The organism is Streptomyces sp. NPDC001599 (genome assembly GCF_042893535.1).
Classification (GTDB): domain Bacteria; phylum Actinomycetota; class Actinomycetes; order Streptomycetales; family Streptomycetaceae; genus Streptomyces.
Genome location: NZ_JBIAVA010000005.1, coordinates 230,946 through 251,263, shown reverse-complemented (window position 1 = coordinate 251,263; position 20,318 = coordinate 230,946). Strand labels below are relative to the sequence as shown.

Below are 20,318 nucleotides of genomic sequence, written 5' to 3'. Positions count from 1 at the left end.
GCGGGGCGCGGCATCCCCCCGTGGAATGCCGCGCCCCGCCACCGTCTGTGTGCCGTCTCCCCGCAGGGGCTACTCGGCGGCGTCCACCGGCGGCAGCGTCCCCGTGCGGGCCGCCCGCCCGTACCACAGGGCACTCGACTTCGGGGTGCGCTGCTGGGAGGCGTAGTCGACGTACACCGCGCCGAAGCGCTTCTCGTAGCCGTAGGCCCACTCGAAGTTGTCCAGCAGGGACCACAGGTAGTAGCCGCGGACGTCCGCGCCGTCGGCGATGGCCTGCCGGACCGCGGTGAGGTGACCGTTCAGGTAGGCGACCCGCTCGGGGTCGTGCACCGTGCCGTCCGCGCCGGGCTTGTCGTCGTAGGCGGCGCCGTTCTCGCTGATGTACAGCGGCATGCCGGGGGACTCGCGGTTGTACCGCATGATCAGCTCGTGCAGGCCGGTCGGGTCGACGCTCCAGCCCATCTCGGTGCGCTCGCCCGGCGGCTGGTGGAAGGCCACGTCGTCCGCGGCGGGCCAGGGCGAGTGGTCGCTCGAGCCGTGGCCGTCGGCGCGCGGGGCACGCGAGTCGGCGTCGGCCGCCGACACCACCGTCGGCGTGTAGTAGTTGAGGCAGATCGCGTCGATCGGCTGGCGGATCTGGCCCAGGTCGCCGTCCTGGACGAACGACCAGTCGGTGACCGGCGCCGTCGCCTCCAGCAGGGTCTGCGGGTAGGCGCCGTGCAGGATCGGACCGTGGAAGATCCCGCCGGACAGGTCGTCGATCCGCTGCGCCGCCGCCAGGTCCGCCGGGCTCTGCGACAGCGGGCGTACCACGGAGGTGTTGAGGCTGATCGCCACCGAGTTGCGGGCCGGCATCACCGAACGCAGCGCGACCGTGCCCAGGCCGTGCGCCAGGTTCAGGTGGTGCGCGGCGCGCAGCGCGGCCGCCGGGTCGGTCCGGCCGGGGGCGTGCACACCGGAGGCGTAGCCCAGGAAGGCGGCGCACCACGGCTCGTTGAGCGTGATCCACTGCTCCACCCGGTCGCCGAGCGCCTCGCCGACGATCTGCGCGTACTCGGCGAACCGGTACGCCGTGTCCCGCTCGGGCCAGCCGCCCGCGTCCTCCAGCTCCTGCGGCAGGTCCCAGTGGTAGAGGGTGACGGCCGGCTTGATCCCGGCGGCCAGCAGCTCGTCCACCAGGCGGCGGTAGAAGTCCAGGCCGCGTTGGACGGCGGGGCCGCGGCCGGTCGGCTGCACCCGGGGCCAGGAGATGGAGAAGCGGTAGGCACCGAGGCCCAGGTCCTTCATCAGCGCCACGTCGTCGCGGTAGCGGTGGTAGTGGTCGACGGCGACGTCACCGGTGTCCCCGCCGGCCGTCTTTCCGGGGGTGTGGCTGAAGGTGTCCCAGATCGACGGGGTGCGGCCGTCCTCCCGTACCGCGCCCTCGATCTGGTACGCCGAGGTGGCGGCGCCCCACAGGAAGGCGGGGGGAAAGGTCACCGGGGTCACCGGCGTTGCGGACTCAAGCATGGAAGCGCTCCCATAGCAGGTCGTGGCGGGTCCGGGCGGGTCCCGGGGGGACCGGCCCGAGGACCGACGCGCTGGACCGACGAGTAAGAAGGACGAGGGGGGAAGGGGGCCGGGGCGGCGGCCCCGCCCCAGCGGTGAGGAATCAGCCCTTGACGGCGCCCTGCATGATGCCGCCCACGATCTGCTTGCCGAAGATCGCGAACACCAGCAGCAGCGGCAGCGTGCCCAGCAGCGCACCGGCCATGATCAGGGACTGGTCCGGGGTGTACCCGCGGCCCAGTCCGGCGAGCGCGACCTGCACGGTCGGACTGCCGTTCTGCGTCAGCACCAGGAACGGCCACAGGAAGTCGTTCCAGGACTGCACGAACATCAGCATGCCGAGCACGGCCATCGCGGGCCGGGCCGCCGGGAACACCACGTGCCACATCACACGCCAGCTGCTGGCGCCGTCCACGCGCGCCGCCTCGATGATCTCGTCCGGCAACGCCTGGAGCAGGTACTGCCGCATGAAGAACACGCCGAACGCGTTCACCAGGGACGGCAGGATCACCGCCTGCAACTGGTCGGACCAGTCCAGCTTCGCGACCATCATGTACAGCGGGATGATGCTGAGCTGCGGCGGCACCATCATCGTGCCGATGACGATCAGCATCAGCGCGTTGCGTCCGCGGAAGCGGAGCTTGGCGAAGGCGAACCCGGCGACCGTCGACAGGAAGACGATGGTGAACGCCGAGATCCCGGCCACGATGGTGGTGTTGAGGAACGCCTCGCCGAGGTTGGCGTCGTTCCAGGCGATCTCGAGCTTGTCGAACAGGTTGCCGCCGAACCAGAACGGCGGCGGCGTCTGGGCGAGCCGCTGGTTGTCTCGCGAGGCGGCGATCGCCGTCCACACCAGCGGGAACAGCGAGCCGATGGTGAACAGGGCGAGGATGATGTAGGCGATCGGCCCGGCGTGCAGCGTGCCGCCGGCCCGGGACGCCTTGGAACGTCGTCGGCCCCGCCGGGGCGGCTCGGGTGCCGCGTCGGCCGGGGGTTTCGTCATGGTCGTCGTCACGGCCGGTTCTCCTTAACTACTGGCGCGCAGCCGGCGCGAGATGACGGCGTTGAGGACCCCGATCACGATCAGGATCAGGAACATCGCCCAGGCGATCGCGGAGGCCCGGCCCAGGTGCTGGTTGACCCAGCCCTGCTCGTACAGGTACAGGCCGAGCGTCTGGAACTGGTGCTGGGAGCCGCCCGAGGCACCCTTGTTGGCGTCGAAGAGCAGCGGCTCGCCGAAGACCTGCGAGGCGCCGATGGTCGACACGACGACCGTGAACAGGATCGTCGGACGCAGCGAGGGCAGCGTGACGTGGATGAACTGCCGCCAGCGGTTGGCGCCGTCCAGTGCCGCCGACTCGTACAGGTCCTGCGGGATCGCCTGCATCGCGGCCAGGTAGATCAGCGCGTTGTAGCCGGTCCAGCGCCAGATGACGATCGTGGACACGGCGAACTTGGACGACCACGAGCCGTTCTGCCAGTCGATCTTGTCCAGGCCCACCATGTCGAGGACCCAGTTGATCATGCCGTAGTCACGGCCGAAGAGCAGCACGAAGACCAGGGAGGCCGCGGCGATCGACGTCGCGTACGGCGCCAGCATCACGACCCGGTAGAAGGTCGAGGCACGCAGCTTGTAGTTGAGGATGTGCGCGAGGCCCATCGCCATCAGCAGCTGCGGCACCGTCGAGATGATGCCTATCCACAGCGTGTTCTTCGCGGCGTTCCAGAAGAACTCGTCGTCGAAGATCCGGGTGTAGTTGTCCAGGCCCGTCCACTGCATGTCGGTGGGCGCGGTCAGCTCCACCGTGTGCAGCGAGGCCCAGCCGGTGTAGATCAGCGGGAACAGGCCGAAGGCGAGGAAGAGCAGGAAGAACGGCGAGACGAACGCGTACGGGCTCCAGCGCATGTCCCGCTGCCAGCGGCGGGAGAGCTTGGCCCGCTTCCTGCGGTCCGCCTCCGCGGACGCCCTGCCGCCGGGCGGGCGGCCCGGGGCCGCGCCCCCCTTGACGGGGGACGCGGCGGTGTCGTGCCGGGTGGTCATTCCGGTCACTTCTCCAGGTTGTTGTCGATGGTCTTCACGGCGTTGTCCCACGCGTCCTCGGCCGACTTGCCCTGGGTGACGAGGATGACGCCGTTGTCGGTCAGACCCTGCTGGACGATCTGGTCCTTCGGGCCGATCACCTGGGTCGGGATCTGCTCCGCGGCCTTGGCGAACAGCTCGCCGATCGGCGCGTCACCGGTCATGTCGTTCTTGCCGCCGGTCACCTGCGGGAGCTTGTACGCTGCGGGCGCGCTCGGGAAGCTGCCCATCTTGGAGAAGAGCTTGGCCTGCTGCTCGGGCGCGGTCAGCCAGGTGACCAGCTTCTGCGCCTCCTTCACGTGCTTGCCGCTCTTGGGCACGCCCAGGAAGGTGCCGCCCCAGTTGCCGGCCTTCGGGGCCTGGGCCACGTCCCACTTGCCGGCGGAGTCCGGCTGCGACTTGGCCTTGATGGTGCCGAGCATCCACGGCGGGCAGGCGACGGTGGCGAACAGGCTGTTGGAGATGGTCTGGTCCCAGGCCGGCTGGAACTGGGTCTGCGACTGGACCAGTCCCTTCTCGGCCGCCTCGGCGGTCAGGTCGAAGGCGTCCTTGACGGCCGGGTTGGTCTTGTAGATGACCTTGCCGGAGGCGTCGTAGAACTTCTCGTCCTCACTGCTGAGGATGGCGTTGATCAGACCGCCGGGGGAGTCCATGAAGTAGGTGTCCTTGCCGGCACCCTTCTTGTACTTCTCGCCGGCCGCGATGAACTTGTTCCAGTCACCGGCCCACAGCTTGGAGACCTCTTCGCGGTCGGTCGGCAGGCCGGCCTTCTCGAACAGGTCCTTGCGGTAGCAGATGGCCATCGGGCCGATGTCGGTGCCGAGGCCGATCGTGGCGCCGTCCTTGGTGGTGGCCTGCTGCCACTTCCAGTCGAGCCAGTTGGTCTTCTGGACGCCCGCCGCCTTGGACATGTCCTCGAACTTGTCCGCCTGGGTGGCGACGACCTCGGCGATGTTGCCGACCTCTATCGCCTGCACGTCCTGGAGGCCGCTGTTGGTGGTGAGGTGGTTCACCAGGGCGGGGTAGTAGTTCTCGTTCCGCTCGGTGACGTTCTCCTCGATGTTGATGTCCGGGTTGAGCTTCTCGTACTCGTCGTAGAGACCGGCTTCCTTGAAGCCCATCGTCCCGAACAGACCGAGGGTGATGGTGGTCTTGCCGCTGCTGTCGCCCGACGACGAGCTGTCCTCGTCGTTCCCGTCGTCGGCACAGCCGGCCAGCAGCCCGGCGCCCAGCGACGCGATGGCCGCCATGACCACCACCCTGCGGGCCGATCCTCTGCGTGCTGCTCGCATTGCGTCCTCCTGTTGCCCTGACGTGCCGACCCCCCGGCCAACTACATGGTTGGACCCGCTGCTTCATGTGTTTCGTTCGTCGCTGCGGCTCGGGCGGGGAACGTGCGGGATGTGTATGTGCCAGGTAGTGTGGGAGCGCTCCCACAAGTGATGTGTTGAAGAGTCGTCGGTCCGGGCGGGGGTGTCAAGGGAACGGACGCGACGAATTGCGTTCAGTTATCGGCCTGTTAACTGGACGTTGCGAGCGGCGCGGAGACACCCCCGTACAGCGCGGGAGGGGCCGGAGTCGGTCATTACACCCGACCGGCCTGTTAAATTCCAGGCCAGCCGCAGAGTGCGGGGGTGACGACGGGAGGCGGAGCCGATGGCAAGCCACGGAGTGCGTGGTCGGAGCGGTGGCCGGCCCACCCTCGAAGAAGTGGCGGCACGCGCGGGCGTCGGCCGCGGCACGGTCTCCCGCGTGATCAACGGCTCGCCCCGGGTCAGCGACGCGACCCGGGCGGCCGTCGAGGCGGCGGTCGCGGAGCTCGGCTACGTCCCGAACACGGCGGCCCGTGCGCTCGCGGCCAACCGCACGGACGCGATCGCCCTGGTGGTGCCGGAGCCGGAGACCCGGTTCTTCGCGGAGCCGTACTTCTCGGACATGCTGAAGGGTGTCGGCTCCGAGCTGTCCGACACCGAGATGCAGCTGCTGCTGATATTCGCGGGCAGCGACCGGGAGCGGGAGCGGCTCGCCCAGTACCTGGCGGCGCACCGGGTGGACGGCGTCCTCCTGGTCTCGGTGCACGCCGACGACCCGCTGCCGGACCTGCTGACCCAGCTGGAGATCCCCGCGGTGATCAGCGGGCCCCGCTCGGCCGCGGAGCCGCTGGCGTCCGTGGACTCGGACAACTACGGCGGCGCCCGCTCGGCCGTCGAGCACCTGCTGTCCCGGGGGCGCGGCCGCGTCGCCCACATCACCGGCCACCTCGCCGTCTACGGCGCCCAGCGACGCGTCGACGGCTACCGCGACGCCCTGCGCGAGGCGGGCCACGAGGTGGACGAGGGACTGATCGAGCCCGGCGACTTCACCGAGGAGGGCGGGCGCCGCGCGATGGCCGAGCTGCTGCGCCGCCGGCCCGACGTGGACGCGGTCTTCGCCGCCTCCGACGTCACCGCGGCGGGTGCCGGCCAGGTCCTGCGCGAGGCGGGCCGGCGCATCCCGGACGACGTGGCGCTGGTCGGCTACGACGACTCGGCCATCGCCCGCCACATGGAGCCGCCGCTGACCAGCGTGCGCCAGCCCATCGAGGAGATGGGCCGCGCGATGATCGACCTGCTGCTGACCGAGATCGCCGACCGCCGCCCGGCCGCCTCGCGCGGCCTGGAACGGCACCAGGTGGTCCTGGCGACGGAGCTGGTGGAGCGCAGGTCGTCGTAAGAGTAAGTCGTACACGGGGCCACGTGCCGGGGTGCGCGGCCCCGTTCGGCGTCCCGGCGTGCGCGGTGAGTGCTCTCACGGCGTACACGGGGCCACGTGCCGGGGTGCGCGGCCCCGTTCGGCGTCCCGGCGTGCGCGGTGAGTGCTCTCACGCACATCAGCCGGTGGCTCTCACGAGAGCCACCGGCTGATTACTCAGGGTGAGTGACGGGACTTGAACCCGCGGCATCCTGGACCACAACCAGGTGCTCTACCAGCTGAGCTACACCCACCAAGGCCGGTGCTCGAATCCCGCGTGGCGGGTTTCCCGACCGGCTGAGAAAAAGTGTACAGGGTCCGAAGGGGTGCTCGCGCCCGGCTTTCCGGACGCCGCCGTCCGGCGGGCCCGCGCCCCTAACCGGCCGCTACGACGTGCTTCGCGGCGATCGCCTTGGCCGTGTCGGAGTCGGGGCCGGGCTGCGGGACGAAGACCGCCTCCCGGTAGTAGCGCAGTTCGGCGATGGACTCGCGGATGTCGGCGAGCGCGCGGTGGTTGCCGTTCTTCTCGGGGCTGTTGAAGTACGCCCGCGGGTACCAGCGGCGGGCCAGCTCCTTGATCGAGGAGACGTCCACGATCCGGTAGTGGAGGTAGCCCTCGAGCGTCGCCATGTCCCGCAGCAGGAAGCCGCGGTCGGTGCCGACGGAGTTGCCGCACAGGGGGGCCTTGCCGGGCTCCTTCACGTGCTCCCGCACATAGGCCAGGACCTGGGCCTCGGCGTCCGCCAGCGTCGTGCCGCCGTCCAGCTCCGCGAGCAGCCCGGACGCGGTGTGCATCTCCCGCACCACCTCCGGCATCGTCTCCAGGGCCCGCTCCGGCGGGCGGATCACGATGTCGACGCCTTCGCCGAGGATGTTCAGCTCGGAGTCGGTGACGAGGGCGGCAACCTCGATGAGCGCGTCGTCGGACAGCGAGAGGCCGGTCATCTCGCAGTCGATCCACACCATGCGATCGTTCATGCGGGCCACTTTACGGTGGGCGCCTGTCCATCGGGCCCCCGGCGTCGGTGCTGGGCTCGCTGGGGGCTGCCGCCCCCGGGCCCCCGCTTCGGCCCTGAACGGGCCTCGTCCTCAAACGCCGGACGGGCTGGGATGTCCTGCCCGGCATCGGACGTGAACGCCGGACGGGCTGGAACAGCCCGTCCGGCGTTCTGAGTGCCGCGTCACCTCACCTCACGGTGCGCTGCGCTGCCCCGGCACGCTCGCCGCGCCCGCCGGCATCGGGGACGCCGTGCGGCGGGTCTGGAACGGGACCGCGTTCTCCGGGGCGAGGGCGGCCGGCGGGTCGGACGGGGGCAGCGGACGGGAGGCGCCCGCGGCCGCGGTGTCCGGGTCCGGCTGGCGGTCGCCCTGGGGGCGGCGCGCCCGGTAGGCCGCCCGGTAGGCGGCCGGGGACGAGCCCAGCTGGCGGCGGAAGTGGCCGCGCAGAGCCACCGGGGAGCGGAAGCCGCAACGGCCGGCGACCTCGTCCACCGAGTAGTCCGACGTCTCCAGCAGGCGCTGCGCCTGGAGTACCCGCTGCGTGATCAGCCACTGCAGCGGGGCGCTGCCCGTCAGCGAGCGGAACCGGCGGTCGAAGGTACGGCGGCTCATGTAGGCGCGCGCGGCCAGCGTCTCCACGTCGAACTGCTCGTGGAGGTGCTCCAGCGCCCAGGCGACGACCTCGGCGAGCGGGTCGGCGCCGATCTCCTCCGGTAAAGACCTGTCGAGGTAGCGCTCCTGGCCGCCGCTGCGGCGCGGCGGGACCACCAGGCGGCGGGCCAGCGCACCGGCGGCCTCGTTGCCGTGGTCCGTGCGCACGATGTGCAGGCACAGGTCGATCCCGGCCGCGGTGCCCGCGGACGTCAGCACGTCGCCGTCGTCCACGAACAGCTCGCGCGGATCGACGTGCACCGACGGATAGCGCTTGGCCAGCGTCGGCGCGTACATCCAGTGCGTGGTGGCGGGGCGGCCGTCCAGCAGGCCCGCCGCGGCGAGGACGAAGGCGCCCGTGCACAGTCCGACTATGCGCGCCCCCTCCTCGTGCGCCCGGCGCAGTGCGTCGAGTGCCTCCTCCGGAGGCGGCGAGGTGATCGACCGCCAGGCCGGCACGACGACCGTGCCCGCGCGCGAGATCGCCTCCAGCCCCTGTGGTGCGGTGAGTTCCAGGCCCCCCGTGGTCCGCAGCGGGCCCTCCTCGCCGGCGCACACCAGCAGCCGGTAGCGCGGTACTCCGGCGTCCTGGCGGTCGATCCCGAACACCGACAGCGGTATGGAACTCTCGAAGATGGGGCCGCCGCTGAACAGCAGCACCGCGACGATCTCCTTGCGGCGGCGCCCGGACAGCTTCCGGGCCGCGGCTTCCGGCGCGGCGGCGGAGTCGTGGCTCATACTGCTAAGCCCCCCTCGGTGGTCGCGGCGCCCTTCACCCTTCGGGTCTGTCGCTCCAACACGTTTCCCCTCGGTCCTGCACGAGTCCCCCGCCGTAGACGGTCAAGATCGAATCTACTGTGTCCCGCCGCGCCGAGGTGGCCGGTTCGGCACTTGGGACATTGTCGACATGGCAACTTGGCGTGAAGCAGTCGATCACGAAGCGTTGCACTCCAGGGCGCCCCTGGGAAGTGCGCCTTGTGTCAGTGGCCAATCCCCGTAGGGTGCGAGGGGGGCCCGAGACCCTTTCCGTGCAGGTGGAACGGGGGTTTGGGGGTGGTGAGGGGTGCGGATGCGCCACCTGCGGAAGTTGGCTGAAAAGAAGCGGAACTGTGCGCGGAAACCGGTCAGTCGACCGGTGCTTTTTCCCCAGCGTGCCGCCCGCCTTCGCGAGCCCGCCGCCCGCGCCCGCGCGCCCGCGACCGGGCCGCGACCCGCTCGGAACGCCGCAGCAGCAGACGGCAGGCGGCGGTGACGGCGGCCAGGCCGAAGGCCGTGCCGGCGGCGCCCGCGAAGGAGGTGCCGTACCAGAGGAGCGCCACCGGGACGAGCAAGCAGCTGAACGCCGCCCAGCGGACGAGATCGCTGACGCCGTCCCGGTCGGGTGTGCCGGACGTCGGGTCGGCGGGACGGTGCGATCCTGGCACGGGTGCTCCCTGGGGTGGCGGCATGGGGATCAACGCCCGCGCGGCACGTCGGTCACGACGGGACACGACCGGTCACGGACAGTTGAATCCTGTGCAAACCGCCTGTACAGAGCAGCAACCATTGCGTTACGGGCGCCCTCTCGGGCATGCTCCGGTGAATCCCGCGGGGGACCCCCTGCGAGATCTGGGCGAAGGAGGCGTGCCGCCGTACCCTTGGGGGTATGGGCTTGGGAAGACCATTCCCGGACACAGCTCCGCCGCACACTGTTGTCCCCCATAGAGGATAAAAACGCCGAGACAGCCATGGCCGGTCACGAATTCTTCGAACCCGCGGACCGCAAGCGGCCCGTCGCCGAACCTACGGCGGCCGAGCCCCTGGCGGCCGAAGAGCCACGCCAGTCGTGCGACCCAGCCTTCAAGCACGGTGTCGTCGTCGGCTTCGACGGCTCCACGTCCAGCGAGCGCGCCCTCGCCTACGCCATCGGCATGGCCTCCCGGCTGGGTTCCGGCCTGGTCATCGTGCATGTCGCCAACCGGCTGCCCACCACCGTGTGGGCCGGCTGCGAACCGCCGGTCTTCGTCGACGTGCCCGACCACCGCACCGAGGTGCTCGGTCTGGAGCTGGCGTGCGCGGACTACCTCGCCGAGGTGTCCTGGATCCTGGTCGAGCGCGGCGGCGACATCTGCCACGAACTCGAAGAGGTGGGGCGGGAGTACGAGGCGGACGCCATCGTCGTCGGCTCCAGTCACGGACTGGTCGGCCGCCTCTTCGGCTCCGTCGCGGGCCGCCTCGCCAAGCGGGCGAAGCGGCCCGTGGTCGTCATCCCCTGACCCGGCGGGACGTGGCTACTCCACCGTCACCGACTTGGCGAGGTTGCGGGGCTTGTCGATGTCCCGGCCCAGGGCCAGCGCCGTGTGGTAGGCGAGGAGCTGGAGCGGGATGCCCATGAGGATCGGGTCCAGCTCGTCCTCGTTCTTCGGGACGACGATCGTGTGGTCGGCCTTCTCCTGCTCCTGGTGGGCGACGGCGAGGATCTGGCCGCTGCGGGCCTTGATCTCCTCCAGGGCCGCGCGGTTCTTCTCCAGCAGGTCGTCGTCCGGCACGATCGCGACCGTCGGCAGGGCCGGCTCGATCAGGGCGAGCGGGCCGTGCTTCAGCTCGGAGGCCGGGTAGGCCTCGGCGTGGATGTAGGAGACCTCCTTGAGCTTCAGGGAGGCCTCGCGGGCGACCGGGTAACCCCGGACGCGGCCGATGAAGAGCATCGAGCGGGCCTCGGCGTACTGCGCGGCCAGCTTCTTGACGCCCTCCTCCTGCTTCAGCATCTCCTCGATCTGCGCGGGCAGCTTGCGCAGCCCCTCGATGATCCGCTTGCCGTCGCGGACCGACAGGTCGCGGGTGCGGCCCAGGTGCAGGGCGAGCAGCGCGAAGGCGACGCAGGTGTTGGTGAAGCACTTGGTGGACACCACGCACACCTCGGGACCGGCGTGCACGTACATGCCGCCGTCGGCCTCGCGGGCGATCGCCGAACCGACGACGTTGACGATGCCGAGGACCCGGGCGCCCTTGCGCTTCAGCTCCTGCACGGCGGCCAGCACGTCGTAGGTCTCACCGGACTGCGAGACGGCGATGTACAGGGTGTCGGGGTCGACGACCGCGTTGCGGTAGCGGAACTCGGAGGCCGGCTCGGCGTCCGCGGGGATGCGGGCCAGCTCCTCGATCATCTGGGCGCCGATCTGGCCCGCGTGGTACGAGGTGCCGCAGCCCAGGATCTTCACGCGGCGCACGGCGCGCGCGTCGCGGGCGTCCAGGTTGAGGCCGCCGAGGTGCACGGTGGAGAAGCGGTCGTCGATCCGGCCGCGCAGCACCCGGTCCACGGCCTCGGCCTGCTCGTGGATCTCCTTGTGCATGTACGTGTCGTGGCCGCCCATGTCGTAGGAGGCGGCCTCCCACTCCACGGTGGTGGGCTCGGAGGTGGTGCGGGTGCCCTCGGTGGTGTAGGTGCGGAAGTCGTCGGCCTTGAGGGTGGCCATCTCGCCGTCGTCGAGCGTGACTATCTGCCGGGTGTGGGTGACCAGCGCGGCGATGTCCGAGGCGACGAACATCTCCTTCTCGCCGATGCCGAGGACGACCGGCGAGCCGTTGCGGGCGACGACGATGCGCTCGGGGAAGTCGGCGTGCATCACGGCGATGCCGTACGTGCCCTCGATCACCCGCAGGGTCTCGCGGACCTTGTCCTCCAGCTTCTCGGCCTCGGAGCGGGCGATGAGGTGGACGAGGACCTCGGTGTCGGTCTCGGAGAGGAACTCGACGCCGTCCGCCTCCAGCTTGCGGCGCAGGTCGGCGGCGTTGTCGATGATGCCGTTGTGGACGACGGCGACCTTGTTGTCGGCCGACATGTGCGGGTGGGCGTTCACGTCGGAGGGGGCGCCGTGGGTGGCCCAGCGGGTGTGGGCGATGCCGGTGGTGCCCTTGAAGCGCGCGGGGACCTTGGCCTCCAGGTCGCGCACCCGGCCCTTGGCCTTGACCATCCTGAGGCCGGTCGCCTTCGGGGAGGTGATGACCACGCCCGCCGAGTCGTACCCGCGGTACTCCAGGCGCTGGAGGCCCTCGAGGAGCAGGGGAGCGACGTCACGCTTGCCGATGTATCCGACGATTCCGCACATGTATACGTAAACCTCTTGTCTCTCTTCGGCCTCTCGGCCGCAGGCGGCCGCTCAGCCGTGGACGGCCGGTCAGCCGTAGACGATGCGGCGCAGCTGACGGAGCGACAGCTCCGGCGGCGCGACCGCCCGGTATTTCAGTTCCGCCTCGATCCGCTCGAAGATCGTCGCGTTCACCAGCCCCTGGGCCTGGAGCTCGCGGTGGCGGCGACGGACGTACTCCTCGGTCGTCTCGTCGAAGTAGGCGAGCACGTCCTGGACCACGCGCAGCGCCTCGCCCCGGCTCAGCGGGGTGGACCGCGTCAGATGATCAACGAGTTCGTCGTGCACCCGGTAGATCCTGGGGTAAGGGAGACGCTTGCGCAAGAATCCTGCCCGATATCGGGCAGGTGCGGGGATACCTGTGTGTCGCTGTGCCTACATTCGCTTCAGTACCGCCTGCTTCGCCAGGGTGAACTCCTCGTCCGTCAGCACCCCCGAGCGGTGCAGCTCGCCCAGCTCCCGCAGCCGGCGCAGCAGCGCGTCGTGGTCGTCCTCGGCGGCCGGTGCCGGTGCGGGGGCCGCCTCCTCGGCCGGATGGTCCTCCTCCTGGGCGGCGCGGGCCGTGCGGGCGGCCGGGTGCGGGAGACGCGCCTGGACGGCCGCCGCCACCAGGGCCATCAGCGGGTCCTTCTTGAAGCCCCACAGCTCCACGGCGTTGGGGTCGTACTTCGGCGGCACCTTGCTCGGCGCCGCCCGCACGGTGAAGCGGAGGTGGCCGTTCTCCAGGCCCACCGTCGGCTGCCACTCCACGGCGACGATGTCGGCCAGGGGGAGGGTGCGCGGCCCGGCGGCCGACTTGGCGTCCTCCGCCTGCCACTTCCACTCCAGCCGCACCCGCTCGCCGTCGAAGCTCGCGACGCCGTCCCCGGCCGACACCGACAGCGGCACCGACGGCCCCGGCAGCAGGTAGGCGTCCACCGGGCCGGACGGAACCTGGTCGAGGAGCAGCGCGTTGCGCACCTCGTCGACGAAGTACTCGGCCACGCCGTACCGGTCGGGCTCCACCAGGAGCTGGTACGGGTCGTGCGGCTCGGTCAGCCGGCCGCCCGCCGCGTGCAGCAAGGGGTCGGCGCCGTCGCGCAGCCGCAGCCTGAGCCGCCCCGACTTCTTTCCCTGTTCGAACGATATGCCCGCCAACGCCGCGAGCGGCACGAGCAGTTCACCCAGTTCCCTGCGGAGCAGACTGACGTTCTTGTCCCGTCCGGGTGTCAACCGCAGGGCGTCGCCGTCGAAGACCCACGTTCCGTCCTTCTGGATGATTTCCGCCATGCGGGGATTGTTTCATCGCTGCCGCGGGCGGTGATGGTGCGGGAGAGTGGTCCAACCCATCGCGAAGGGAGCGCACGTGAGACCTCATCGACGGCACCACAGAACGACTCCCCGCATCCCCCGGCTGCTGGGAGCGCTGCTGCTGGTGGCGGCGGTCGGCGCCATGACCACCGGCGCCGCCCCGAACCGGAAGACGGCCGACCGGCCGACCCCCCTGGACCGGGTGATCCCGGCACCCGCCTCGGTCGAACCGGGCGGGGCGCCGTACCGCATCACCCGCGGCACCCACATCCGCGTCGACGACTCGCGCGAGGCCCGCCTGGTCGGCGACTACCTCGCGGACCTCCTGCGACCCTCCACCGGATACCGACTCCCCGTCACCTCCCACGGCCACGGCGGCATACGACTGCGCCTGGCGGGCGGCCCGTACGGCGACGAGGGCTACCGCCTCGACAGCGGCCCCTCCGGCATCACCATCACCGCCCGCAAGGCCGCCGGGCTCTTCCACGGCGTCCAGACCCTTCGTCAGCTGCTGCCCGCCGCCGTCGAGAAGGACACCGTGCAGAGCGGCCCCTGGCCGGTCGCGGGCGGCACCATCGAGGACACGCCCCGCTACGCCTGGCGCGGCGCCATGCTCGACGTCTCCCGGCACTTCTTCAGCGTCGACGAGGTCAAGCGCTACATCGACCGCGTCGCCCTCTACAAGTACAACAAGCTCCACCTGCACCTCAGCGACGACCAGGGCTGGCGCATCGCCGTCGACTCCTGGCCGCGCCTGGCGACCTACGGCGGCTCCACCGAGGTCGGCGGCGGACCCGGCGGCCACTACACCAAGGCGGACTACGAGGAGATCGTCCGCTACGCATCCTCCCGGCACCTCGAGGTCGTGCCCGAGATCGACATGCCGGGCCACACCAACGCCGCCCTCGCCTCCTACGCGGAGCTGAACTGCGACGGCGTCGCGCCCCCGCTGTACACCGGCACCAAGGTCGGCTTCAGCTCGCTGTGCGTGGGCAAGGACGTCACCTACGACTTCGTGGACGACGTCCTCGGCGAACTCGCCGCTCTCACCCCGGGCCGCTACCTCCACATCGGCGGCGACGAAGCACACTCCACCCCGCACGCCGACTTCGTCACGTTCATGAAGCGGGTGCAGCCGGTCGTCGCCAAGTACGGCAAGACGGTCGTCGGCTGGCACCAACTGGCCGGCGCCGAACCGGTCGAGGGCGCGCTCGTCCAGTACTGGGGCCTGGACCGCACCGGCGACGCGGAGAAGGCCGAGGTCGCCGAGGCCGCCAGGAACGGCACCGGACTGATCCTCTCCCCGGCCGACCGGACGTACCTGGACATGAAGTACACCAAGGACACCCCGCTGGGCCTGTCCTGGGCGGGCTACGTCGAGGTGCAGCGGTCCTACGACTGGGACCCGGCCGCCTATCTGCCGGGCGCCCCGGCCGAAGCGGTCCGCGGCGTCGAGGCCCCGCTGTGGACGGAGACCCTGTCCGACCCCGACCAGCTGGACTTCATGGCCTTCCCGAGGCTCCCGGGCGTCGCCGAGCTGGGCTGGTCCCCGGCGTCGACGCACGACTGGGACACCTACAAGGTGCGGCTCGCCGAGCAGGCTCCGCGCTGGGAGGCGATGGGGATCGACTACTACCGCTCGCCGCAGGTGCCCTGGACCTGACCCGGACGGCCGGGCGGGCACCCCGGAGGACCGTCTCCGGGGTGCCCGTCCGTCCGTGGAGGGCGCGGACCGCCTACCGGCCCGCTATCGGATTCCTCAGGCTCCCGATCAGCTGGAGCGCGCCGGACGGGTCCGCGAGGTCCACCATCTGCCGGTTGTCGCGCAGCTGGAGCCGGTTGAGGCAGGACAGCGCGAACTCCGGCGCGAACATGTCGTACCGCTCGAACTTGTCGGCCAGCTCCGGCACCGAGTCCTGGTACTCCCGGGTGACCTCGGCGACGGTGCGCCAGAAGGCGTCCTCCTCCATGATCCCCTCGTCCGACAGGTTCGCGGCGAGGAAGCGGAAGAAGCAGTCGAAGACGTCCGTGAAGATCGACAGGAGCTTCTTGTCGTCCGGCACGTCCACCGCGATGCGGGAGACCTCCGGCGGCAGCACGGCGTCCGGGTCCATCACCGCGATCTCCTCGGCGATGTCCTTGTAGACCGCGCGCCGCACCACCCCGTCCGCCAGGACCAGGATCACGTTCTCGCCGTGCGGCATGTACACCAGGTCGTAGGCGTAGAAGCTGTGCAGCAGCGGGACGTAGTAGGCCCGCAGGTAGTGCCGCAGCCACTCGGCGGGCGCGAGCCCCGACCGCTCGATCAGCGCGCCCGCGAAGGAGGCGCCCTCGTGGTCCACGTGGACCAGGGAGGCCATGGTGGCGAGGGACTCGCCGTCCTGGAGGGACGGCACGGGGCTCTCCCGCCACAGTGCCGCCAGCATCTTGCGGTACGGCGAGTAGCGGTCGGTGGCCCGCTCGTACTCCAGGTGCCGGTAGCCGACGGCCGCCCGCTCCCGGATGATGCTCAGCCCCGTCGCCTTCAGCACCGGGTCGCCCTCGATCAGCCGGGCGAGCCAGTCGTTGATGGCCGGGGTGGCCTCCATGTACGCCGCCGACAGACCGCGCATGAAGCCCATGTTCAGGACGGACAGGGCCGTCTTCACATAGTGCTTCTCGGGGTGCGAGGCGTTGAAGAAGGTGCGGATGGACTGCTGGGCCAGGTACTCGTCGTCGCCCTCGCCGAGGCAGACCAGGTGCCCGCGGGCGACCTCGGCGGCGAAGGTGACGGTGAGCTTGTTCCACCACTGCCAGGGGTGGACCGGGATGAGCAGGTAGTCGGCCGGGTCCAGGCCGCGCTCGCGCAGCACGCCGTGGAAGCGGTCGACGGTGGCCGCGCCCAGCTCGTCGCGGACGAAGGACTCGTACTCGATGCCCACGCCCGCCGTGAACGCCGCCCGCGAGCGGTGCGCGGCCAGCCACACCAGCCGGACCGGGCTCGCGGTCTCAGGAGCGTACGACAGGTACTCGTGGACGCCGAAGCCCAGCCGGCCGTTGTTCGCGACGAAGCAGGGGTGGCCCTCGGTCATGCCCGTCTCGACGGCCTGGAAGTCACCACTCCGGGCCAGCTCGGCGGAGGTCACCTGCGGCTTGCTCAGCTTGTAGCAGGTGCCGGAGAGGGTGGAGGAGATCTCCTCCAGGTACACGGGCAGGATCTCGTCGCTCAGGCCCAGGGTCTGCTTCAGCTCGACGAAGAAGTCCAGTGCGGCGAGCGGGAGCTCGGCGCCGTCGCGGTGGCGGGTGAGGGAGGCGGCGTCCACCTGCCAGTGGTCCAGGGCGCGGACGGTGGCGGTGAAGCGGTAGACGGTCTGGCCGTCGTCGCTTCGGACGGCGTACGTCCGACCGGCCTGGTCGTCCGGCTCCCGCTCGGGGGTCAGCAGGCGCTCGTGGGTGAACTCGGCCAGTGCCTTGCGGATCAGGAGGCGGTTGGCCCGCTCCCAGCGTTCGGGGGTCAGGTGGGAGACGGCGTCGGCGAGGCTCATGCGGACACCGCCTGCTCGAACTGCTCGCGGGTGCAGAAGCTCAGCAAGGCCTTCTTCTCCGGCTTCTGGATCTCGCGCTCGGGCACGAATCCGACGGCTGCGTTCAGGGCGTGGACGGCGGTGTTGGCGACGTCCGGTTCGACGACCACCCGCCGGGTCGCCGGGTCGGCGAAGAGTGCGGTCATGACGGTGGTGATCACGGCCCGGGTGAAGCCGTGCACGGGCCGGTCGGTCGGCGCGACCAGGAAGTGCATGCCGACGTCGCCCGGCTCGGCCTCGTACAGCCCGACCAGTTCGCGGTGGGCGGGGTCGTAGCGCTCCATCAGGAAGGCCGGGACCCCGTCGTGCAGGCCGAGGTGGGCCTGCTGGTGTTCGTCGGCGGCCACTTCCATGTAGGCCCGCTCGACGTCCACCAGCCTGGCGTCCCGCATCATCCAGAACGCGGACTTGGGGTGGGTGAGCCAGCCGTGCAGCAGTACGGCGTCCTTCAGGGGGTCGAGTGGGCGCAGGGTCAGCGACCCGACGGCGGTGGTGGTGCTCGGACGGCTCATGCGGCTCATACGGCGAACTCCTGGAACGCGATCGTCTTCTCGACCGGGTAGTACTCGCGGCCGAGCAGCTCCCGGACGATGCAACTGTTGCGGTAGGCGCCCATGCCCAGGTCGGGGCTGGTGACGCTGTGCGCGTGGACCCCGGCGTTCTGGAGGAACACGCCGCTTCCCGTGACGTCGACGGCGTAGTTGCGGCCGATGTCGAAGTTGCCGCGGGAGTCGTGGCGCAGGCGGTCCCGGACGGGCTTGAGGAACTCCGGCTCGGTGTAGCGGTAGCCGGTGGCGAGGACCAGGCCCTCGGTCTCGATCTCGAAGTCCGTGCCCTGCTCCTCCTGGCGGAAGCCGAGCGTGTACGTGCCGTCCGTGTACCGGGCGCTGGTCAGTGCCGAGTTGGTGAGCAGGCGGGTGGGGACGGGACCGCCGAGCCGTTTCTGGTAGAGCAGGTCGAAGATCTCGTTGACCAGGTCGCCGTCGATGCCCTTGAACAGGCCCTTCTGCTCGGCCGTGAGGCGGTAGCGGGTGTCCTCGGGCAGCGCGTGGTAGTAGTCCACGTACTCCGGGGAGGTCATCTCCAGCGTCAGCTTGGTGTATTCGAGGGGGAAGAAGCGCGGGGAGCGGGTCACCCAGTTCAGCCGGTAGCCGTGGACGTCGATCTCGCCCAGCAGGTCCTGGTAGATCTCGGCGGCGGACTGGCCGCTGCCGACCAGCGTGATCGACTTCTTCTTCACCAGCTCGGCCCGCTGCTGCACGTAGCGGGAGTTGTGCAGGAAGTCGCCCGCCAGGCCCCGGCAGGCGTCCGGGATGTGCGGCGGGGTGCCGGTGCCGAGGACGAGGCGACGGGCGCGGTAGGTGTCGCCGGAGGTGGTGGCGACGGCGTACAGCTCCTCGCGCTCGTCGTACGTCACCTCGGTGACCGTGGTGGAGAAGCGGACGCTGCTCAGCTTGTGCGCGGCCCAGCGGCAGTAGTCGTCGTACTCGACGCGCAGCGGGTAGAAGTTCTCCCGGATGTAGAAGGAGTAGAGTCGGCCCTGCTCCTTCAGGTAGTTGAGGAAGGAGTACGGCGAGGTCGGGTCGGCGAGCGTCACCAGGTCCGACATGAACGGGGTCTGGAGGTGGGCGCCGTCCAGGAACATGCCGGCGTGCCACTCGAAGTCCGGCTTGGACTCCAGGAAGACACCGTTCAGCTCGGCGATGGGCTCGGTGAGGCAGGCCAGGCCGAGGTTGAAGGGGCCGAGGCCGATGCCCACGAAGTCGTAGGGGGCGCTGGCTTCAGGAAGCGCGGTCAAGGGAGTCTCCCAGGTACTGCTCGGCGTGGCCGGCGATCAGGTCGAGGACGGCGGCGATGTCGACCGCGGTCGTCTCGGGGTTGAGCAGGGTGAACTTCAGGTAGTGGCGCCCGGCCACCTTGGTGCCCGCGACCACGGCGTCACCGGACGCGAACAGGGCCTTGCGGGCGTAGAGGTTGGCGCGGTCGATCTCGGCGGGGTCGGTGACCGCCGCCGGGATGCAGCGGAAGACCAGGGTGGAGAGCGACGGCTGGACGACCACGTCGAAGCGAGGGTCGGCGGCCAGCAGTTTCCAGCCCTCGGCGGCCAGGTCGCAGACCTCGTCGAAGAGTTCGCCGATGCCGTCGGCGCCCATCACGCGCAGCGTCATCCACAGTTTGAGCGCGTCGAAGCGGCGGGTGGTCTGGAGGGACTTGTCCACCTGGTTGGGGATACGTTCCTGCACCATGCGGCGCGGGTTGAGGTACTCCGCGTGGTAGGTGGCGTGGCGCAGAGTGGCCGCGTCGCGGACCAGCACGGCGGACGAACTCACCGGCTGGAAGAAGGACTTGTGGTAGTCCACGGTGACCGAGTCGGCCCGCTCGATGCCGTCGATGCGGTGCCGGTACTTCAGGGAGGCGAGCAGTCCGCAGCCGTAGGCCGCGTCGACGTGCATCCACACGCCGTACTGCTCGCACAGCCCGGCGATCTCCGGCAGCGGGTCGATCGAGCCGAAGTCTGTGGTGCCGCCGGTGGCGACGACGGCCATGGGGACGAGGCCGTCCTTCACGCAGCGCTCCAGCTCACGGGCGAGGGCGACGGTCTGCATGCGCTTGTCGCGGTCGACGGGGACCGACACGACGGCGTCGGGGCCGAGGCCGAGCAGTTTCGCCGACTTCTTCACGCTGAAGTGGCTGACCTCGGATGCGAAGATCCGCAGGTCGGCAAAGAACTCGGCCTTCGCCTCCTCGCGGGCAAGCAGCAGCGCCTGCAGGTTGGACTGGGTGCCGCCCGAGGTGAACACACCGTCGGCCGCCGGGCCGAGGCCGATGCGGGCGCAGGTCCAGTCGATCAGCTTCCGCTCGATGAGCGTGCCGCCGGCCGACTGGTCCCAGGTGTCCAGGGAGGAGTTGACGGCGGACAGGACCGCCTCGCCGAGCACCGCCGGTATGACGACCGGGCAGTTGAGGTGGGCGAGGTAGCGGGGGTGGTGGAAGTAGACGGCGTCGCGCAGGTAGACGTCCTCCAGCTCGTCGAGGACCGCGGCCGTGTCGTGCAGGGGCCGGTCGAGGTCGATCCCGTCGATGCGGGGGGAGAGGGCGTCGACCGTGACACCGGTGAACGGCCGGTCGGTGGTGGCGATTCTGGCGGCCACCCGCTCGACTCCTTCGGTCACGGAGCGGCGGTACTGCTCCGCGGTGGCGTCGTTGAGCAGGTGCGAGCGCATGTGGGGGTCCTCCGGTGGGGACGGTCCGAGAGGGGCGGAAGAGGGCGGAACCCTCGCTTCGACTTAGGTTAGCCTAACCTAAGTCGAGTCGATCAAACGCGTGCCC

At 70.4% G+C, this 20,318-nt stretch carries 17 protein-coding genes and 1 tRNA gene; 3 read left to right on the top strand and 15 right to left on the bottom strand.

Translation table 11 applies throughout. The annotated features are described in order from the left end of the window. Positions 1-69: 69 nt before the first annotated feature. The 4 genes from ACFYZ3_RS15960 to ACFYZ3_RS15945 all read right to left on the bottom strand — a co-directional run bounded on the left by ACFYZ3_RS15960 (position 70) and on the right by ACFYZ3_RS15945 (position 4,920). Positions 70-1,509: a GH1 family beta-glucosidase gene (locus ACFYZ3_RS15960; RefSeq protein WP_388517343.1), complete on the bottom strand. Its 1,440-nt coding sequence runs from the start codon at positions 1,507-1,509 to the stop codon at positions 70-72. 142 nt (positions 1,510-1,651) lie between these two features. Beyond that, positions 1,652-2,563, bottom strand: coding sequence for a carbohydrate ABC transporter permease (locus tag ACFYZ3_RS15955; protein ID WP_361000050.1), 912 nt, complete (start codon positions 2,561-2,563; stop codon positions 1,652-1,654). A gap of 12 nt (positions 2,564-2,575) precedes the next feature. Continuing rightward, on the bottom strand, positions 2,576-3,589 hold the full coding sequence (locus tag ACFYZ3_RS15950; protein WP_388517877.1) for a carbohydrate ABC transporter permease: 1,014 nt from the start codon (positions 3,587-3,589) through the stop codon (positions 2,576-2,578). Positions 3,590-3,594: 5 nt separating this feature from the next. Then, the gene (locus ACFYZ3_RS15945; RefSeq protein ID WP_388517340.1) at positions 3,595-4,920 is read right to left on the bottom strand and encodes an ABC transporter substrate-binding protein; all 1,326 of its coding nucleotides are present in this window, start codon (positions 4,918-4,920) and stop codon (positions 3,595-3,597) included. Positions 4,921-5,284: 364 nt separating this feature from the next. Between ACFYZ3_RS15945 and ACFYZ3_RS15940 the strand changes: the two genes are divergently transcribed. Further along, positions 5,285-6,340, top strand: coding sequence for a LacI family DNA-binding transcriptional regulator (locus ACFYZ3_RS15940; RefSeq protein WP_361000056.1), 1,056 nt, complete (start codon positions 5,285-5,287; stop codon positions 6,338-6,340). Between the two features lie 199 nt (positions 6,341-6,539). Here ACFYZ3_RS15940 and ACFYZ3_RS15935 read toward each other — a convergent pair. The 4 genes from ACFYZ3_RS15935 to ACFYZ3_RS15920 all read right to left on the bottom strand — a co-directional run bounded on the left by ACFYZ3_RS15935 (position 6,540) and on the right by ACFYZ3_RS15920 (position 9,432). Continuing rightward, positions 6,540-6,612: transfer RNA gene (locus ACFYZ3_RS15935), tRNA-His, on the bottom strand. Between the two features lie 121 nt (positions 6,613-6,733). Next, a complete protein-coding gene (gene orn / locus ACFYZ3_RS15930) occupies positions 6,734-7,336 on the bottom strand; it encodes an oligoribonuclease (RefSeq protein WP_356858304.1) in 603 nt (200 codons plus the stop codon). 213 nt (positions 7,337-7,549) lie between these two features. Then, a complete protein-coding gene (locus tag ACFYZ3_RS15925) occupies positions 7,550-8,746 on the bottom strand; it encodes a helix-turn-helix domain-containing protein (RefSeq protein WP_361000074.1) in 1,197 nt (398 codons plus the stop codon). Between the two features lie 386 nt (positions 8,747-9,132). Next, entirely contained in the window at positions 9,133-9,432 is a 300-nt protein-coding gene (locus ACFYZ3_RS15920) for a hypothetical protein (protein WP_388517335.1), read from the bottom strand. A gap of 303 nt (positions 9,433-9,735) precedes the next feature. On the opposite strand from ACFYZ3_RS15920, the gene ACFYZ3_RS15915 reads away from it, so the two are divergent. After that, complete coding sequence (locus ACFYZ3_RS15915) at positions 9,736-10,263, top strand: universal stress protein (RefSeq protein WP_003976010.1); 528 nt, start codon at positions 9,736-9,738, stop codon at positions 10,261-10,263. Between the two features lie 15 nt (positions 10,264-10,278). Here the strand turns inward: ACFYZ3_RS15915 and glmS are convergent, their stop codons facing one another. The 3 genes from glmS to ACFYZ3_RS15900 form a co-directional block, all read right to left on the bottom strand. Then, positions 10,279-12,096, bottom strand: coding sequence for a glutamine--fructose-6-phosphate transaminase (isomerizing) (glmS, locus tag ACFYZ3_RS15910; RefSeq protein ID WP_388517332.1), 1,818 nt, complete (start codon positions 12,094-12,096; stop codon positions 10,279-10,281). A gap of 69 nt (positions 12,097-12,165) precedes the next feature. Beyond that, positions 12,166-12,423, bottom strand: coding sequence for a hypothetical protein (locus ACFYZ3_RS15905; RefSeq protein WP_003976012.1), 258 nt, complete (start codon positions 12,421-12,423; stop codon positions 12,166-12,168). A gap of 87 nt (positions 12,424-12,510) precedes the next feature. Further along, positions 12,511-13,404 carry a DUF4429 domain-containing protein gene (locus ACFYZ3_RS15900; protein WP_388517328.1) on the bottom strand — a complete coding sequence of 298 codons (894 nt, stop codon included), beginning with the start codon at positions 13,402-13,404 and terminating at the stop codon, positions 12,511-12,513. 76 nt (positions 13,405-13,480) lie between these two features. On the opposite strand from ACFYZ3_RS15900, the gene ACFYZ3_RS15895 reads away from it, so the two are divergent. Then, the gene (locus ACFYZ3_RS15895; RefSeq protein ID WP_388517325.1) at positions 13,481-15,088 is read left to right on the top strand and encodes a beta-N-acetylhexosaminidase; all 1,608 of its coding nucleotides are present in this window, start codon (positions 13,481-13,483) and stop codon (positions 15,086-15,088) included. 73 nt (positions 15,089-15,161) lie between these two features. Here ACFYZ3_RS15895 and desD read toward each other — a convergent pair whose 3' ends face one another. Genes desD through desA form a run of 4 tightly spaced genes read right to left on the bottom strand, consistent with a single transcriptional unit; the run spans position 15,162 to position 20,212 of the window. Continuing rightward, a complete protein-coding gene (desD, locus tag ACFYZ3_RS15890; RefSeq protein ID WP_388517323.1) occupies positions 15,162-16,949 on the bottom strand; it encodes a desferrioxamine E synthetase DesD in 1,788 nt (595 codons plus the stop codon). Further along, a complete protein-coding gene (locus ACFYZ3_RS15885) occupies positions 16,946-17,500 on the bottom strand; it encodes a GNAT family N-acetyltransferase (protein WP_388517874.1) in 555 nt (184 codons plus the stop codon). Before ACFYZ3_RS15885 ends, desD begins: the two co-directional genes overlap by 4 nt. Positions 17,501-17,505: 5 nt before the next feature. Continuing rightward, positions 17,506-18,786: a lysine N(6)-hydroxylase/L-ornithine N(5)-oxygenase family protein gene (locus tag ACFYZ3_RS15880; protein WP_388517321.1), complete on the bottom strand. Its 1,281-nt coding sequence runs from the start codon at positions 18,784-18,786 to the stop codon at positions 17,506-17,508. Next, positions 18,770-20,212, bottom strand: a complete 1,443-nt coding sequence (gene desA, locus ACFYZ3_RS15875) for a lysine decarboxylase DesA (protein WP_388517319.1) — start codon at positions 20,210-20,212, stop codon at positions 18,770-18,772. The genes ACFYZ3_RS15880 and desA overlap by 17 nt, the downstream gene beginning before the upstream one ends. Positions 20,213-20,318 lie beyond the last annotated feature (106 nt).